This window comes from Gluconobacter kondonii, assembly GCF_002723995.1.
Taxonomy (GTDB): domain Bacteria; phylum Pseudomonadota; class Alphaproteobacteria; order Acetobacterales; family Acetobacteraceae; genus Gluconobacter; species Gluconobacter kondonii.
The window spans coordinates 123,163-139,464 of the sequence record NZ_BEWP01000005.1 but is presented as its reverse complement, the minus strand read 5'-3'; the positions used below and the strand labels follow the sequence as shown (position 1 = coordinate 139,464).

13 protein-coding genes and 1 tRNA gene are annotated in these 16,302 nt (G+C 58.8%); 11 read left to right on the top strand and 3 right to left on the bottom strand.

The features are described 5' to 3' along the window. Position 1: 1 nt before the first annotated feature. From sufC to GKO01_RS07200, 5 genes are read left to right on the top strand one after another with little or no spacing between them, the layout of a single operon-like run. Positions 2-772: a Fe-S cluster assembly ATPase SufC gene (gene sufC / locus GKO01_RS07220; RefSeq protein WP_099286461.1), complete on the top strand. Its 771-nt coding sequence runs from the start codon at positions 2-4 to the stop codon at positions 770-772. Next, complete coding sequence (sufD, locus tag GKO01_RS07215; RefSeq protein ID WP_099286460.1) at positions 769-1,962, top strand: Fe-S cluster assembly protein SufD; 1,194 nt, start codon at positions 769-771, stop codon at positions 1,960-1,962. Before sufC ends, sufD begins: the two co-directional genes overlap by 4 nt. Then, positions 1,959-3,200, top strand: coding sequence for a cysteine desulfurase (locus GKO01_RS07210; RefSeq protein WP_099286459.1), 1,242 nt, complete (start codon positions 1,959-1,961; stop codon positions 3,198-3,200). Before sufD ends, GKO01_RS07210 begins: the two co-directional genes overlap by 4 nt. Then, a complete protein-coding gene (locus tag GKO01_RS07205) occupies positions 3,197-3,565 on the top strand; it encodes an SUF system Fe-S cluster assembly protein (RefSeq protein WP_099286458.1) in 369 nt (122 codons plus the stop codon). The genes GKO01_RS07210 and GKO01_RS07205 overlap by 4 nt, the downstream gene beginning before the upstream one ends. 16 nt (positions 3,566-3,581) lie before the next feature. Then, complete coding sequence (locus GKO01_RS07200; RefSeq protein ID WP_099286457.1) at positions 3,582-3,938, top strand: HesB/IscA family protein; 357 nt, start codon at positions 3,582-3,584, stop codon at positions 3,936-3,938. Here the strand turns inward: GKO01_RS07200 and GKO01_RS07195 are convergent. The 3 genes from GKO01_RS07195 to GKO01_RS07185 all read right to left on the bottom strand — a co-directional run bounded on the left by GKO01_RS07195 (position 3,883) and on the right by GKO01_RS07185 (position 8,144). Then, on the bottom strand, positions 3,883-5,226 hold the full coding sequence (locus GKO01_RS07195) for a class I SAM-dependent RNA methyltransferase (protein WP_099286456.1): 1,344 nt from the start codon (positions 5,224-5,226) through the stop codon (positions 3,883-3,885). The genes GKO01_RS07200 and GKO01_RS07195 overlap by 56 nt on opposite strands. Then, positions 5,201-7,189, bottom strand: a complete 1,989-nt coding sequence (locus GKO01_RS07190) for a DEAD/DEAH box helicase (protein ID WP_408870305.1) — start codon at positions 7,187-7,189, stop codon at positions 5,201-5,203. Before GKO01_RS07190 ends, GKO01_RS07195 begins: the two co-directional genes overlap by 26 nt. A gap of 502 nt (positions 7,190-7,691) precedes the next feature. Then, positions 7,692-8,144 (bottom strand): hypothetical protein, encoded by a 453-nt coding sequence (locus GKO01_RS07185; RefSeq protein WP_099286455.1) that lies wholly within the window; start codon positions 8,142-8,144, stop codon positions 7,692-7,694. A gap of 184 nt (positions 8,145-8,328) precedes the next feature. On the opposite strand from GKO01_RS07185, the gene GKO01_RS07180 reads away from it, so the two are divergent. The 6 genes from GKO01_RS07180 to lon all read left to right on the top strand — a co-directional run bounded on the left by GKO01_RS07180 (position 8,329) and on the right by lon (position 16,291). After that, positions 8,329-9,798, top strand: a complete 1,470-nt coding sequence (locus tag GKO01_RS07180) for an NAD(P)H-hydrate dehydratase (protein WP_099286454.1) — start codon at positions 8,329-8,331, stop codon at positions 9,796-9,798. Positions 9,799-9,866: 68 nt separating this feature from the next. Then, positions 9,867-9,951, top strand: a tRNA-Leu gene (locus GKO01_RS07175). 59 nt (positions 9,952-10,010) lie between these two features. After that, positions 10,011-11,342, top strand: a complete 1,332-nt coding sequence (gene tig / locus GKO01_RS07170) for a trigger factor (RefSeq protein WP_099286453.1) — start codon at positions 10,011-10,013, stop codon at positions 11,340-11,342. A 134-nt stretch (positions 11,343-11,476) separates the two neighbouring features. Further along, positions 11,477-12,124, top strand: coding sequence for an ATP-dependent Clp protease proteolytic subunit (locus GKO01_RS07165; protein ID WP_099286452.1), 648 nt, complete (start codon positions 11,477-11,479; stop codon positions 12,122-12,124). Between the two features lie 192 nt (positions 12,125-12,316). Then, positions 12,317-13,585 carry an ATP-dependent Clp protease ATP-binding subunit ClpX gene (gene clpX, locus GKO01_RS07160; protein ID WP_099286451.1) on the top strand — a complete coding sequence of 423 codons (1,269 nt, stop codon included), beginning with the start codon at positions 12,317-12,319 and terminating at the stop codon, positions 13,583-13,585. Positions 13,586-13,738: 153 nt separating this feature from the next. After that, complete coding sequence (lon, locus tag GKO01_RS07155; protein ID WP_099286450.1) at positions 13,739-16,291, top strand: endopeptidase La; 2,553 nt, start codon at positions 13,739-13,741, stop codon at positions 16,289-16,291. Positions 16,292-16,302 lie beyond the last annotated feature (11 nt).

Here is a 16,302-nt window from a genome sequence, read left to right as displayed (position 1 = left end):
TATGAGCGATTTTCTGAAAATTCAGGGTCTTCAGGCCCGCATCGACGCTGACGGCACGCCCAAGGATATCCTCAAGGGGCTCGATCTCGAAGTCCCCAAGGGTGAAGTCCACGCCATCATGGGGCCGAACGGCTCGGGTAAATCCACGCTGTCTTATGTGCTCGCCGGTCGTGACGACTACGAAGTCACGGGTGGGTCGGCCACGTTCAAGGGACAGGATCTACTGGCCCTTGAACCCGAAGAACGGGCTGCTCTGGGTCTGTTTCTGGCGTTTCAGTCGCCCGTCGAACTTCCGGGTGTAAACAACGCGAATTTCCTGCGGACGGCCGTTAATGCGGTTCGCAGGGCGCGTGGTGAAGCTGAGCTGGATGCCGTGGCCTTTCTTAAAGCTGTCCGTGCCGAGACCAAACACTTGTCCATGTCCGACGACATGCTCAAGCGTGCGGTCAATGTTGGCTTTTCGGGTGGCGAGAAGAAGCGCAACGAAGTGCTCCAGATGCGTCTGCTCCAGCCGTCCTTTGCCATCCTCGACGAAACGGATAGCGGTCTGGACATTGATGCCCTGCGTATCGTCGCGGAAGGTGTGAATTCGCTGCGTAGCCCGGATTTTTCCGCTCTGGTCATCACGCATCATCAACGTCTGCTCGACTATATCGTGCCGGATCGTGTGCATGTCATGGCGCATGGCTGTATCATCCATAGTGGCGGCCCCGATATTGCCAAGACGCTTGAAAAGCAGGGCTATACCCAGTTTCTCGAGGCGGCAGCGTGAGCGTACAGCCAATCGTGGCGCAGGATACCCCGGCTCTGGAGGCGTTTATCCAGCGCGCCTCTGGACGCGGGGCCGCTCTTGCCGAAATCGGCCTGCCGACGCGTCGCGTTGAAGCATGGCGCTATACGCCGCTGCGGGCGATCGCGGACACGGCATGGACACAGGCTGCGCCTCTGGCGTCTGAATCCGTCAGCGCGCTTCTGAACGGTTTGCCGCTGCCGGAAAGCGGCGCGCGCATGGTTTATGGCAATGGCAGGTTCTTAGAGGGGCTGTCTGTTCCTTTAGACATTGCCCAACAGGCTTCGGACCATGTTTCCCCGCTCAAGGGTGTCTTTTGCGCAACGCTGAATATGGCGCTGGGCGAAAAGGGACTTGATCTTCACATTCCGGCAGGAACGGACGCAGGGCTGCTGACCCTTATTAGTCTGTCCAGCGGCGATACTGTTTCGACGCATCTTCAGCACCGCATCGTGCTGGAAGAGGGTGCATCTCTGACGCTGTATGACGTCAATGCAGGTGAGGGGCGGTATATCGCCAATCCGCGTTTCGATATTGTCGTGGGCAAGGGCGCCACGCTGCGTCACATTAAATTGCAGCGCGAGAGCCTGAGCGGTACGCATCTTACCATTGTTTCCGCTGACGTGTCGGAGAAGGGCGAGTATGACAGCTTCACACTGAATCAGGGCGGGAGCCTCGCCCGGCATGAAGCCGTCGTGACGCTGAACGCGCCACATGCCATGGTGCATGTGAATGGGGTGCAGATCGTGGACGGCCAGCGCCTGAACGATCTCACCTCCATGATTCACCATGCGGCTCCTGATGGTAGTTCGCGCCAGACCGTCAAGACGGTTCTGTCAGATGCCGGGCAGGGTGTTTTTCAGGGCAAGATCCTCGTGGACCGCGTGGCCCAGAAAACCGATGGCTATCAGATGAATCAGGCGCTGCTGCTATCTGAAAAGGCGCAGATCAACAGCAAGCCCGAGCTGGAAATCTATGCCGACGACGTCAAGTGCAGCCACGGTGCGACTGTAGGCGCCCTTGATGACGAGCAGCTTTTCTATCTGCGCTCCCGCGGCGTTCCTGAAGCACAAGCGCGCGATATTCTCGTGCGGGCGTTCCTGATCGACGCGCTGGATCTGGTCGCTGATGAAGCCCTGCGTGATCTGCTGGTGCGGAGCATGGCATCATGACCGGCGGCAGCACCCCGCCCGGAAAAACCACGGCTGAGATCCGTGCGCATTTTCCGATCCTGAACGAAACTGTTCATGGCCGCCCGCTAGTTTTTCTCGACAGCGCGGCCTCGTCCCAGAAGCCCGATGTCGTGATTGAGGCCATGCGGGATGCAGCCTATCACCAGTATGCCAATATCCATCGCGGTCTGCATTGGATGAGCGAACGCACGACGGAAGCCTATGAGCGCGCCCGTCATGACGTTGCCCGCCTTCTCAATGCGCCCGATCATCGCGAAATTGTCTTCACTCGCAATAGCACCGAGGCCATCAACCTCGTGGCCCACAGTTTCGGCAGTCTGCTGAAACCAGGGCAGGCGCTTCTGATTTCTGAACTCGAACACCACGCCAATATCGTGCCCTGGCTTATGCTGCGGGACAGGGCGGGGATTGATCTGCGGGTCGCGCCCATCAATGATGCTGGCGACATTGATTTGGATGCCTATGAGGCGCTCCTGTCGGATGGCAAGGTGGCGCTTGTGGCCGTCACGCATATGTCCAATGTGCTTGGAACGATTACCCCGGCCCGTAAGCTGACGGAAATTGCCCACGCTTATGGCGCTCGCATCCTGCTGGATGGGTCGCAGTCAGTCGTGCATCGCAGGATTGATGTGCAGGATCTTGGCGCGGATTTCTTCACGTTTACCGGGCACAAGCTTTATGGCCCCACAGGCATCGGTGTGCTTTGGGGCAAGATGGAGCTTCTGGACGCTATGCCGCCGTTCATGGGCGGTGGTGACATGATCGAGAATGTCTCGTTCGAGCGCGCGACATGGGCGCATGTCCCGCACAAGTTTGAAGCTGGAACACCGGCCATTCTGGAAACGATTGGTCTGGGGGCTGCCGTGCGCTTTGTGGAAGAGATCGGCTATGAGGCGATCTCCCGTCATGAAGCGGAACTCACACGCTACGCATTGGAAAAAATGCGTGGAATCAACAGTCTGCATGTTTTGGGTGAACCTGCGGAGCGCGGTGGCGTGATTTCCTTCGTTATGGATGGTGCGCACCCGCATGATCTGGCGACATTGCTCGACCAGCTTGGGATTGCCATCCGTGCGGGACAACATTGCGCGGAGCCGCTGGTTCGCCGTCTGGGTGTTCAGGCAACAGCGCGCGCCAGCTTTGGCATCTATACCACGACCGATGAAATCGACACGTTTATCGAGGGTCTTGAACGGGCCCGGATGATGCTCACATGAGTGAAGCCATGACCGATATCCCCACCACTGAAGACACAGCCAGCGTTCCGGATGCCGGAACCGCGCCTGATCAGGACGCGGTCATCGCTGCCATCGCCACGGTTTATGATCCGGAAATTCCGGTGAATGTCTATGAACTCGGCCTGATCTACGCCATCGATCTGCATGACGACGGCCGCGTCCATATGGAGATGACGCTGACGGCGCCCAATTGCCCTAGCGCGCAGGAACTGCCCGAGATGGTGCGTGATGCTGTCTCTCATGTGCCGGGCGTCAGTCAGGCGACGATCGAAATCGTCTGGGATCCGCCGTGGGACATGAGCCGTATGAGCGACGATGCCCGCCTTGCCCTTAACATGTTCTGATCCGGGGAAAACCATCATGTCCGATGTTGCAACGCGCCGTCCTCTGCCTGCGCTCATGAGCGTTTCTGATCAGGCTGCTAAGCGTCTGAAAGCTCTTTATGAAGGCTCTCATCAAGGGCAGCTTCTGCGGATCAGCGTAGGAACGCGCGGATGTTCTGGGCTGTCTTACGAAATGAATTTCGTCACAGAACCGCAGCCTGCGGATGAGCGGGTCGAGGATCAGGGTGTGACCCTTCTGGTGGATCGCAAGGCTACCCTGTTCCTGACCGGTACTGTTATGGATTACGAAGTCAAGGACCTCGAATCCGGCTTTACGTTCAGAAATCCGAACGAGAAGGGTCGTTGCGGTTGCGGCGAGAGCTTTCACGTTTGATCCGCTTCGCATCTCGCGATAGCACAACAACCGCTTCGACTTCCGTGGACCATAGGAACTGGTCCACGATCGTCAGGCCAATGACTGAAAAACCTGCATTCCACAGCACTCTGCCGTCTTTTTCAAGAGCAGCAGGGTTGCAGCTTACATAGACGATGTCCGGGACAGCAGATTTTGCCAGAGGCACAGTCTGTGCGCCCGCACCGGCATAAGGCGGATCGAGCACAACAGCCCGTGTTGATTTCAGATCATGCGGCAGAAGTGGCTGGCGTCCCAGATCCCGATGAAAACCGTCCACGCGTCGGCCACCAGCAGCCGCCTTAAGGCAGTTTGCGGCGGCTAGATTGCCTTCATAAGCCATGACGCGCCCTTTCTCCGACATCGGAAAGGTGAGCGTGCCACAACCGGCAAACAGTTCGACCGTTACGTCTTTTTTGTTTAGCGACGGCAGACCATCTAGAACGGCCGTGACAATGGCCTTTTCGGCATCCGCTGTTGCCTGGAGGAATGCGGAAGGCGGCGGCGAGACGGCGACCCCGCCAAACTCTTCTCGCACGGCTCCAGAATGGGCGACGGTCTCGATTCCCTGATCTTTCGGATCCTGCCAGGAAATGCGGGACAGATGATGTTCGCGTGCGAACGCCGCCAGCTTGGTGTGGTCTGCGCTGGTCAGTGGGGCAGGGGTCTGAAGCGTCAGATCCGGTCCGCTGTTGAGCAGGTTGATCATCAGGCTTCCGCGACTCGTCAGGGCTCCCAGACTGCCCAGAACATCGCGTAGCGGCGTCAGAAGCTCGAAAATCGCAGGGTGCAGGACGTGACATTCCGTCATGTCCACAGGGTCACCGTTGCGGCGATGCAGCCCGATAATCACGCCACCCGGCACGCGTTGGACAGCAAAATCCATCCGTCGCCGTGTTTCAGGCACGGTCTGGAACATCCGTGCAGGTGGCAGATCGGTGAAACCTGCGGCCGTCAGGGCATGGAGGACGCGCTGCGATTTCCACTCCAGCAGAGCCGGGAGGGAAAGATGCTGCAACGCACAGCCGCCACATTCCCCAAACAGGTCGCAGGGCGGCGTTACGCGCTCAGGAGATGAATGAACGATATCAATCAGTTCAGGATGGCCGGAAGCAAGGCGGACCCGAACCTCTTCTCCGGGCAATGTGCCCGGAATGAAGACGCTCTGGCCATCAAGATGCGCAACGCCGTCGCCTGCCGCACCCAGTCCTTCAATCCGGAGTTCTGCAACTCCGGTTAAGGTTTCATTCATTACCGTAATGGCGCCCATCATGCTGAACAGGTGCAGCGAGATCGGTGTCACCGGACACCGTGATTTTCCGACGGCGCGGAACCAGCATGAAGGCGGGTGTATCTCCACCAAAGCCGGTTTTCGGGCCATCGTTTTCGAAGGCGGGCGCCAGCTCAACCGAACGATGGCTCACAGGAGCCTCGATTACGGAGACGGAAGGCTGGACGGCAACGGGAGTTGCCTGCTGAACGCTCTCATTTTCTTCACGGTCGCCACGGTTACGCTTGCGACCACCCCGACGACGCTTGCGCGCGCGGTGCTCGCTGTCCTCGGAGGTTTCCTGAGGCGCAGGAGCGGCCTCCGTCGGACGGCGTTCGCCGTCTTCCGGAGCCCAGTCGACAGTTGTGATGCCTTCGAGAGCAGGGCGAGCAATGACCTTACCCGTCAGCGTCTCGATCGCTTCAAGGAGTCTGCGATCTCGTGGCGATGCCAGACTGAAAGCGTGGCCTTCCTTGCCTGCCCGTCCGGTGCGTCCGATCCGGTGGACGTAATCTTCGGCATTGAATGGCAGGTCATAGTTAAAGACATGTGACAGGCCGCCGATGTCGATACCGCGAGCGGCCACATCCGAGCAGATCAGGAACTTCAGTTCTCCGGACCTAAAACGCTCTAGCGTCGAGAAGCGCAGCGACTGCGCCAGATCTCCGTGCAGATGTCCGGCCTCTACGCCGTGCTTGGTCAGATACTGCTGGATCATGTCCACATCGCGTTTGCGGTTGCAGAACACGATCGCGCTCTGGACGTTTTCACGACGCAGCAGCTTTTTGAGGGTGCGGCGCTTTTCGTCCTCCGGAACGATCACCAGAGCTTCTTCGATGGTCGCAGCGACGGAAGACTGGCGCGAGACCGTAATTTCAGCCGGGTGACGCAGGAAAGCATCTGCCAGACGGCGGATTTCCGGAGCCATTGTGGCGGAGAAGAACAGTGTCTGGCGATGGGGTGGCAGAAGCCCGACGATTTTCTCGATATCGGGAATAAAGCCCATATCCAGCATACGGTCGGCTTCGTCGATCACAAGCGTGCTGGTCTGCGTCAGGAGCAGGCCGCCCCGGCCGAACAGATCGAGTAGGCGTCCCGGCGTTGCGATCAGTACGTCGACGCCCCGGTTCAGGACATCGCGCTGTTCGGCCATGCTTTCGCCGCCGATCAGCAGCGCATGCGTCAGGCGGAGGTGTTTGCCATAAAGCTTGAAATTCTCCGCGACCTGCAAAGCCAGTTCACGCGTCGGCTCAAGGATCAGCGAACGCGGCATCCGGGCGCGAGCACGCGATCCGGAGAGCTTCTGAAGCATTGGCAGTGTGAAAGAAGCGGTCTTGCCGGTGCCGGTCTGCGCGACGCCCAGAACGTCATGGCCTTTCAGGACTTCGGGAATGGCCTGTGCCTGAATGGGGGTGGGGTGCTCGTACCCCAGTTCTTCAATGGCTCGCATGATCAGCTCGCCAAGACCTAGATCGGCAAAGCGAGGCTTGTCGGAAGAAGCCTCGGCGATCACGACAGTCTCAGCGACGGCAGGAGGGGCGACACTGTCTTCAGCGGCGACGGTGGCCTCTGCAACAACGGCCTTGGCGCGACGACCCCGGGCCGGAGTTTTTTCGCTCTTGGTCGGTTCGGCGGCCTTTTCTTCGACGACAGGCGCAGCGATTTCTTCAACCGGAGCAGAGGCTTTGCGACGGGTCGTACGGGCTTTCTTTTCGGTCTTTTCGGCGTCGGGTTTTTCCACGGGAGCTGCTGTGGCGACTACGTCCGTTTTGCGGGGGCGACCGCGACGACGAGGAGCTTCGACAGGCTTCGGAGTTTCTTCCGCCACCACTTCCAGTTCAGGCTGCTCGACAGGGATGACCTTACGCGGGCGTCCACGACGTTTGGGAGCTGCCTCAGATACCGTCTCATCCGCTACTTTCACGGAACGCTTACGGCGGGGGGCAGGGGTTGTTTCAATGATTGCCTCAGGTTCAGCAGCAGTCTTCTTGCGGCGAACGGCAGATTTGGCAACAGGAGCTTCGGCCTCGGTTACAGCCTCCACAGCCGGAGATGTCACCTTGCGGGCGCGGCGCGTGACGGGCTTTGCAGCCTCCGTCTTGTCCGGGGTAGCAGGAGCTGCGGTTTTTGAGCGTCGGGCTCGCGGGGTCTTGGCAACAGGGGCCTCCGGTGTCGCAGACGTGTCGCCGTCATCGGCAAGAGTCGGGGAAACCTCGGCTGCGGCACTGCGCGAAGCTGGAGGGCGACCACGTTTGGGCGTGGCAGTCGTACGGGATTTGGAAGGACCGGAGGTCGTTTTCGCGCTCAAATGACTCTCGAGACTCTCGTTGACGGTGCGCACCCCAACAGGTGCGGGCCGGAGTTGAGGGCGGGGCAGTGACCCGCAGCTATAATCTGGTGCGTTATCGATAAATGGCAGAAATGGCAAGCGATACGGCCACAAAAGCGCCGTATCGCATACGATTTCAGATGCCGCGTGCCATTGCTGCGACAAGGATGGTCAGAACACCCAGTCCCGCCATGATCGCGGTGCGGCTGCGCAGTGTGTCGAACAGGGCCTGCTGGGGGCGCATGGCCCGGCGTGCCCGACGGAATGGTCCCTGAACGGTCAGGATGAACACCACCGCCATGACCAGCCCCAGAAGCTGCATTGCATTGACGGGCCAGGCCACGGCGCCAAAGCCACCTTCATGAAAAATCAGTCCCCAGCCGCTCAGCAGGGAAAAGGGTACCACCTGATAAAGCCCTCGGAAAAAGCGTGTATAGCCCTGAAGCAGAACTGAATTGCGCGGTCCGGGATCAAGCAGTCCGACCGTGGAACGGACAACCAGTGTCGAATAGATCGACCCGCCAACCCAGTAAGTCATGCACAGCACGTGAATTGCGAGCACGAGGCTCCAGATAATCGATCCTGTCATTGATTCTCGTCAGGGTTGAAAATTGAAAGAGAGGGAAAGATCGTTCCCGAAATACGTTTCCCCTGAATACCCGACGCAGCCCTCTTTGCGCCAGAGAGTGATTGCAACAGTGTCATCGTAAACCACGCGGCGCAAAATGTGGTTCGGTCTTTGCGTTCTGAGTTCGGCAGGAGATTGCCCCAATATGCCCCAACATCCTTTTGCACTGCTTCTTCCAGACGAAAGTGACCGGATGGACCGAGTGGCAGCTACCATTCTGCCCGTCACGCTTCTGATGGAAAATGCCGGATGGGCTGTTGCCCGCGTGATCCAGAGCCGTTTTTCGCGCTGTCGTGTCACCGTCGCCTGCGGGCCGGGCAATAATGGCGGCGATGGTTATGTCGTTGCGCGCTATCTTGCACGTCAGGGCTGGCCGGTCTGTGTGGCCGCACTTTCCAGTCCGAAGGCAGGAACACCGGCAGCGGAAATGGCTGCGCGATGGACGGGCCTTACGGTTCCATTTTCCGTTGAAGAGATGGGGCGGGCGGATCTGGTGGTGGATGCGGTCTTCGGTTCCGGGCTGAAGCGACCGGTTTCGGACGAGGTCGCTTCCGTACTGGCCGCTGCCCGTCAGGTCGTGGCGATCGATGTACCCAGTGGCGTTTCGGGGGCGTCGGGTGAAATTCTGGGTCGGGCGCGCGATTGCCTCCTCACCGTGACCTTCGTCCGTCCGCGTCCCGGTCACGTCCTGCAACCGGGCGCTGGTCTGTGTGGCGAAGTGATCTGCACCGATATTGGGATGCCTGAGCGTGCATGGGAGGGAATTGAACCGACCGTGCAGCATAACGAGCCTGGTTTGTGGAGCCTGCCCGTCTCGGGTGAGGGCGATTACAAATATCGCCGTGGGGTCGTCAGTCTGTGTGGTGGGGCCCAGATGCCGGGCGCGACCCGTCTTGCAGCGGCGGCGGCCCGGCGGAGTGGTGCGGGGCTGGTCCGGATTTCAGCGGGCGAGGGCGCACCAGCCTACCGACTCGGTGACTCCGGTCTGGTTGTCGACGCTGAACCGCTTGTCGAACTGCTGGAAGACGTTCGACGCAAGGTGTGGATCTGCGGGCCCGGCCTGACCGAAAATGAAGTGGCAGCAAGCTTGCCGCAACTTCTGGAGGCCGGTCGTACGGTGATTGCCGATGCCGGGGCGCTGGCTTGGGGCGCTCAGGATCTGTCCCGTCTGGAGGGGGTTGCAGCCATCACACCGCATATCGGGGAGTTTCACAAACTGTTCGGGCCTGTCGAAGGAGGTCGCCTCGATGCGGCGCGCATGGCAGCAAAACGTCTCAATGCCGTCGTTGTCATGAAAGGGCCGGATACCATTATCGCGGCCCCTGACGGACGGACTGCCATCAATAATCATGCGTCTTCCGCTCTTGCGACCGCAGGGTCGGGAGATACGCTGACGGGTGTGATCGCTGCATTGCTCGCTGCGGGAATGGACGTCTGGGAGGGCTGCTGTGCGGGCGTCTGGCTGCATGGAGAAGCCGGGATCGAGGCCGGGAAAGCCCATGGCGGCTGGCCTGTGGCAGAAGATCTGGACCTGCCTCTTGGCACGGCCCGTGCGACCGCCACGCGCCTTGCGAAGGAGGCCGGACGCAAAAAGGCGGTCCGCTCCCTGTTGTGAAGTCGCGTTTCATGCGCTAAAGGCCGCGCTTCCGAGGTTCGGTAACACGAGCCAGGAAGCCGAGCGCTGCGGGCGTGGTGAAATTGGTAGACACGCCAGATTTAGGTTCTGGTGGCGCAAGTCGTGGGGGTTCAAGTCCCTCCGCCCGCACCAACCCGGCTTCCCGAGAAAGAGATTTGACCAACCTACCGACCGAGAGGATCGCCTGGCTCATGCAGGTTACGCCCACGCTCAACGAAGGACTTAAGCGCGCCTTCACCGTCGTTGTCCCGTCTGCTGACCTGCAGGCCCGTCGCGATGCGCGACTCGCTGAAGTCGCCAAGACGATCAAGCTGCCCGGTTTCCGTCCGGGCAAGGTGCCGACTTCTCTCGTCAAGCAGCGTTACAGCGATTCCGTGAATGCGGAACTGCTGGAAGAAGTCATCAACGACGCGACGACCAAGCTGTTCGCAGAGCAGAACGTCCGTCCGGCGATGCAGCCGAAGGTCGAAGTGGTTTCCGCCATCGAAGACGGCAAGGATCTCGAATTCAAGGTTGAGACCGAAGTTCTCCCGGAAATCGAAGTTCCCGACCTGTCCGGCCTGAAGCTGACGCGCCTTGGAGCCAAGGTCAGCGAAGAGACCGTCGAGAAGGCCCTGAACGACGTTGCCCGTCGCAGCCGCAAGTTCGAGACGATCGAAGAAGACCGCGCAGCCGCTCAGGGCGATGTCGTCTGCGTTGATTTCGTGGGCAAGCTGGACGGCACGCCGTTCGACGGTGGCACGGCTGATGACGTGAATGTCGAAATCGGTGGCGAAGGCTTCATCCCCGGCTTCGCCGAGCAGATGGAAGGCATGAAGGCTGGCGAAGAGCGCGTCATCAACGTGACGTTCCCCGCCGACTATCAGGCCGAAGAACTGGCCGGAAAGGCCGTGACCTTCGACATCAAGGCGAAGTCCCTGAAGAAGGCCGTTGATCCGGCCATCGATGACGAGCTTGCCAAGACGATCGGTTTCGAGAACCTCGAACAGATCCGCAAGATCATCACGGAACAGGCTGAAGGCGAATACCAGCAGCTTTCGCGTTTGCGCATCAAGCGCGATCTTCTGGACGCGCTGTCCGAGAAGACGGACTTCGAAGCGCCGTCCAGCATGGTTGACGCCGAGTTCAACCAGATCTGGGCCCGCGTCGAGGAAGACCGCAAGGCCGGTCGTCTGGACGAAGAAGATGCTGGTAAGGACGAAGAGACCCTCAAGGCCGACTACCGTCGTATTGCCGAGCGTCGCGTGAAGCTGGGTCTGCTGCTGGCTGAAATCGGCCGCAAGCAGGAAATCCAGGTTTCCCGTGAAGAGCTTCTGGGTGCGATGCAGCAGGAAGCCCAGCGTTATCCGGGTCAGGAACAGATGGTTTTCGAGTTCTTCTCCAAGAACCCGCAGGCCGTTGAAGGGCTCCGTGGCCCGATTCTGGAAAACAAGGTCGTCGATTACCTGATCGAGCTGGCCGACGTCACCGACAAGGACGTGACGCCGGAAGAACTGGCAGAAATCCCGCCCGCCGAACTCTGATCTTTCGGCGTGGGAACCAGCGGGCACTCTTCGGGGTGCCCGTTTTTTCCTGCCTGCTCCCTTTGACGGAACGCCATGTCGGGTCCATGTTAGGGAGTAGAAGAAAGCCCATCGGGCATTGAGGAACAGACAGCATGGCCATTCGGGATCGTGATCCCCTCGAGGTGTTGAGCAACTCTCTGGTGCCGATGGTGGTCGAGCAGACTGCCCGCGGAGAGCGCGCTTTCGACATCTTTTCGCGTCTCCTTCAGGAGCGCATCATTTTCCTGACCGGACCCGTTTACGATCAGGTCTCCTCCCTGATCTGCGCGCAGCTTCTCTATCTTGAGAGCGTCAATCCCACCAAGGAAATCTCGTTTTATATCAACAGCCCGGGCGGTGTCGTTTCTGCCGGTCTCGCGATCTATGACACCATGCAGTACATCCGCTGCCCGGTCAGCACGGTCTGCATCGGTCAGGCTGCCTCTATGGGGTCGCTGCTGCTCGCAGGTGGCGAGAAGGGACATCGCTACGCCCTTCCGAATGCGCGCGTGATGGTCCATCAGCCGTCTGGCGGTGCGCAGGGACAGGCTTCGGACATCGAGATCCAGGCCCGCGAAATTCTCATCATCCGTCAGCGGCTGAACGAGATTTATCGCGAGCATACCGGTCAGACACTGGAGCAGATCGAGCAGAAGCTCGAACGTGACAGCTATCTTTCGGCGCATGAAGCCCGTGAGTTCGGCCTGATCGACAAGGTCGTCGAGCGTAATCCGCATGAGACGACCGCAGACCCGAACTAAGGCGTTTCCAGTATGGGGAGCAGTTCTCCTGTTGGAACTGAAAAGCGGCATTCCGATGTGCCGCTTTTCGTGTCTTGGGGCTTTCAGGCTCCGGGGTTGCCGAAGGCTTTGACCTCGGCCTAAAGTTAAAGTTCTTTCGCATGTCTGCTGCGTGAATGCGGCCATGTCGTGCGTAAGGGAAAGGAAGCAGCAGTGAGCAACAAATCCGGCGATTCCAAGAACACCCTGTATTGCTCGTTCTGTGGGAAATCCCAGCACGAAGTCCGCAAGCTGATCGCGGGCCCCACGGTCTTCATCTGCGATGAATGTGTCGAGCTGTGCATGGATATCATCCGTGAAGAGCACAAGACCCATCTCGTGAAGTCGCGTGACGGCGTCCCGACGCCCAAGGAAATTTGCAAGGTTCTTGACGATTATGTGATCGGTCAATTCGAGGCCAAGCGCGCGCTTTCTGTGGCGGTTCACAACCACTACAAGCGCCTCGCCCATGCCGCGAAAAGTTCTGATGTCGAGATTGCGAAATCCAACATCCTGCTGATTGGTCCGACGGGTTCGGGTAAGACCCTGCTCGCCCAGACTCTGGCCCGTATTCTCGACGTTCCTTTCACGATGGCCGACGCCACGACCCTGACCGAAGCCGGTTATGTCGGTGAGGACGTGGAAAACATCATTCTCAAACTACTCCAGTCCGCCGACTACAATGTGGACAGGGCGCAGCGTGGCATCGTCTATATCGACGAAATCGACAAAATTTCCCGCAAGTCCGACAATCCTTCCATCACGCGTGACGTGTCGGGTGAGGGCGTGCAGCAGGCGCTTCTGAAGCTCATGGAGGGCACAGTCGCTTCCGTGCCGCCGCAGGGTGGTCGCAAGCATCCGCAGCAGGAGTTCCTGCAGGTCGATACGACCAATATGCTCTTCATCTGCGGTGGAGCGTTCTCCGGCCTGGACAAGATCATCTCGGCCCGCGGCAAGGGTTCGGGGATCGGGTTTGGCGCGGATGTGCGTTCCGAGGACGAACGGCGTCTGGGAGCCATTCTTCAGAGCGTTGAGCCGGAAGATCTGCTGAAATTCGGCCTTATTCCCGAATTTATCGGCCGTCTGCCGGTCATTGCTGCGCTAAATGATCTGGATGAAGCCGCCCTGATCCAGATTCTGAGCAAGCCTAAGAACGCTCTGGTGAAGCAGTACGGTCGTCTGTTCGAAATGGAAGGCCCCGTCAAGCTGACCTTCACGGATGACGCACTGGCTGCCATCGCCAAGCGTGCCATTGAGCGTAAAACCGGTGCGCGTGGACTGCGCTCGATCCTGGAAAACATCCTGCTCGGTACGATGTTCGATCTTCCTGGCCTTGAAGGGGTCGAAGAAGTCGTCATCAATCGCGAAGTGGCTGAAAGCAAGGCTCAGCCCGTGTATGTTTATGGGAAAGGCAAGTCCGAGCCTGCCGAACAGTCTGCGTAAATAATGGTTTCGGCTCTTGTGCCGAAGCCTTCGGGTTTCGACATAACTGACTGAGGTTGTCCCAATTCATGCCTCATGGGCATGAAAGAGATGCGATACCGACGCTGCAAGGCAGGTTGGTATCGCAAGATCGTCCCTCTGGAGATCAAGTGAATGACTGACGATACCAAGCCGAAAGCCCGTCGCCGGACAAAAAAGACGGATGACGTGGTTGTTGCCGAAACACCCGTAACGGCGCCCAAGAAGGTCGTTCGTAAGCCTCGTAAGGCTGCGGCGCCTGCTGTTGTGGAAGCCGTTGAGGAGCCTGTGCGTCACGATGTGATGGCCGTTCTGCCATTGCGCAATATCGTGGTCTTCCCCCACATGATCGTGCCGCTGTTTGTCGGGCGTGAAAAGTCGGTGAAGGCGCTGGAGACCGTGACGCGTGAGAGCAAGCAGATCCTGCTTGTAGCGCAAAAGGATGTCTCTCTGGACGATCCGTCGGTGGATGATATCTACCGTTATGGTACGGTCTCGACCATTCTGCAGCTGCTGAAGCTGCCGGATGGGACCGTCAAGGTTCTGGTCGAGGGGACGCGCCGTGTGCATATCACACGTCTGTTCGATGTGGACGGACATTTCGAAGCTGAAATCGAAGAAATTCCGGAGGAAGCCGTGGATGCGGCTCCGGGAAGCGAAATCGAGGCGCTGAGCCGCTCAACGGTTTCGCAGTTCGAGCAGTATATCAAGCTCAACAAGAAAATTCCGCCTGAGGTCATGGTCTCGATCAACCAGATCGAGGGTATTTCGAAGCTGGCCGATACGATTGCGAGCCACCTGAATCTCAAGATTTCCGAGAAACAGGACATTCTGGAAACGGCGTCTCCCGCACGCCGTCTGGAGCAGGTGTTCGCGCATATCGAAACGGAAATTGGCGTTCTTCAGGTCGAGAAGCGCATCCGGAACCGCGTGAAGCGGCAGATGGAAAAGACCCAGCGCGAATATTATCTAAATGAGCAGCTTAAGGCGATCCAGAAGGAACTCGGCGAGGGCGAGGACGGCAAGGACGAAAATTCCGAGCTTGAAGAGAAGATCAACAAGACCCGCCTGAGCCGTGAAGCCAAGGAAAAGGCGCATGCCGAGCTGAAGAAGCTGCGTGGCATGAGCCCGATGTCGGCCGAGAGCACGGTGGTCCGCAACTATCTGGACTGGCTGCTGGGCATTCCCTGGAAGAAGCGCTCGAAGATCACGCGCGAGTTCCAGCATGCCGAGGATGTGCTCGAAGCCGAGCATTATGGTCTGGAAAAGGTCAAGGAACGTATTCTCGAATACTTGGCTGTGCAGACGCGTTCGCAGAAGCTCAAAGGGCCGATCCTATGCCTTGTCGGACCTCCGGGTGTGGGCAAGACCTCTCTGGCACGCTCCATCGCCAAGGCGACCGGTCGCAACTACATCCGTATGTCACTGGGTGGCGTTCGTGATGAGTCCGAAATCCGTGGCCACCGGCGGACCTATATCGGCTCCATGCCGGGCAAGATCATTCAGGGCATGAAGAAGGCGCGGACGTCCAATCCGCTGTTCCTGCTCGACGAGATCGACAAGCTGGGTGCCGACTGGCGTGGTGATCCGTCCTCGGCGCTGCTTGAGGTACTGGATCCGGAACAGAATGCTACGTTCGCCGATCATTATCTTGAAGTGGATTATGATCTGTCGGATGTGATGTTTGTCACGACGGCCAACAGTCTGAACATGCCCCAGCCGCTTCTGGATCGCATGGAGATCATTAACCTCTCTGGCTATACAGAAGATGAGAAAGTGCAGATTGCGCGCCGTCATCTTCTGGGTAAGCAGGCTGAGGCACATAATCTCAAGCCGGATGAGTGGACAGTCACAGATGATACGATCCGCGAACTGATCCGGGCCTATACCAGAGAAGCAGGTGTGCGAAACCTTGAGCGCGAACTTGCTAAACTGGCACGGAAGACGGTCAAGGAAATCATCACGACCGGCGTCAAACATGTCGAGATTACGCCGGAAAACCTTGAGAAATATGCTGGCGTTCGTCGTTTCCGTCACGGTGAGACCGAAACGGAGGATATGGTTGGCGTCGTGACGGGACTGGCCTGGACGCAGGTTGGCGGCGAGATCCTGACGATCGAAAGCGTGATGGTTCCGGGCAAGGGGACCGTCAAGCAGACCGGCAAGCTCGGCGAAGTCATGCAGGAAAGCATTTCTGCAGCACTCTCCTATGTCCGTTCGCGGGCTCAGGAGTTCGGGATTCGGCCGCCCCTGTTCGAGAAGAGGGATATCCATATCCATCTTCCCGAAGGGGCAACGCCCAAGGACGGTCCGTCCGCCGGTATTGCGCTTGCGACGTCTCTGGTGAGCATCATGACGCAGATCCCCATTCGCAGGGACGTGGCCATGACGGGTGAGATCACGCTGCGTGGCCGGGTTCTGGAGATCGGGGGGCTCAAGGAGAAGCTGCTGGCTGCTCTGCGGGCGGGGATCAAGACGGTTCTGATCCCCAAGGATAACGAGAAAGATCTGGCGGAGGTGCCGGACAATGTCCGTCACGCACTCAAAATCATTCCCGTGAGCCATGTAGATGAAGTGCTCAAGATTGCGCTGACTCGTATGCCGGAAGCCATTGAATGGGATGAAAATGTTGATCCCATCAGTGAAATAACGGTGGATAAAGCGGCTCCGCAGGCACTTCCCCACTAACACGGACGATC

What these genes read in the sequence shown, in the direction of transcription:
- GKO01_RS07210 (WP_099286459.1), top strand. Translation starts at nt 1,959, where the DNA reads ATGACCGGCGGCAGCACCCCGCCCGGAAAAACCACGGCTGAGATCCGT.
- sufC (WP_099286461.1), top strand. Translation starts at nt 2, where the DNA reads ATGAGCGATTTTCTGAAAATTCAGGGTCTTCAGGCCCGCATCGACGCT.
- lon (WP_099286450.1), top strand. Translation starts at nt 13,739, where the DNA reads ATGACTGACGATACCAAGCCGAAAGCCCGTCGCCGGACAAAAAAGACG.
- GKO01_RS07195 (WP_099286456.1), bottom strand. Translation starts at nt 5,226, where the DNA reads ATGGGCGCCATTACGGTAATGAATGAAACCTTAACCGGAGTTGCAGAA.
- GKO01_RS07200 (WP_099286457.1), top strand. Translation starts at nt 3,582, where the DNA reads ATGTCCGATGTTGCAACGCGCCGTCCTCTGCCTGCGCTCATGAGCGTT.
- tig (WP_099286453.1), top strand. Translation starts at nt 10,011, where the DNA reads ATGCAGGTTACGCCCACGCTCAACGAAGGACTTAAGCGCGCCTTCACC.
- GKO01_RS07185 (WP_099286455.1), bottom strand. Translation starts at nt 8,144, where the DNA reads ATGACAGGATCGATTATCTGGAGCCTCGTGCTCGCAATTCACGTGCTG.
- GKO01_RS07205 (WP_099286458.1), top strand. Translation starts at nt 3,197, where the DNA reads ATGAGTGAAGCCATGACCGATATCCCCACCACTGAAGACACAGCCAGC.
- GKO01_RS07165 (WP_099286452.1), top strand. Translation starts at nt 11,477, where the DNA reads ATGGCCATTCGGGATCGTGATCCCCTCGAGGTGTTGAGCAACTCTCTG.
- GKO01_RS07180 (WP_099286454.1), top strand. Translation starts at nt 8,329, where the DNA reads ATGCCCCAACATCCTTTTGCACTGCTTCTTCCAGACGAAAGTGACCGG.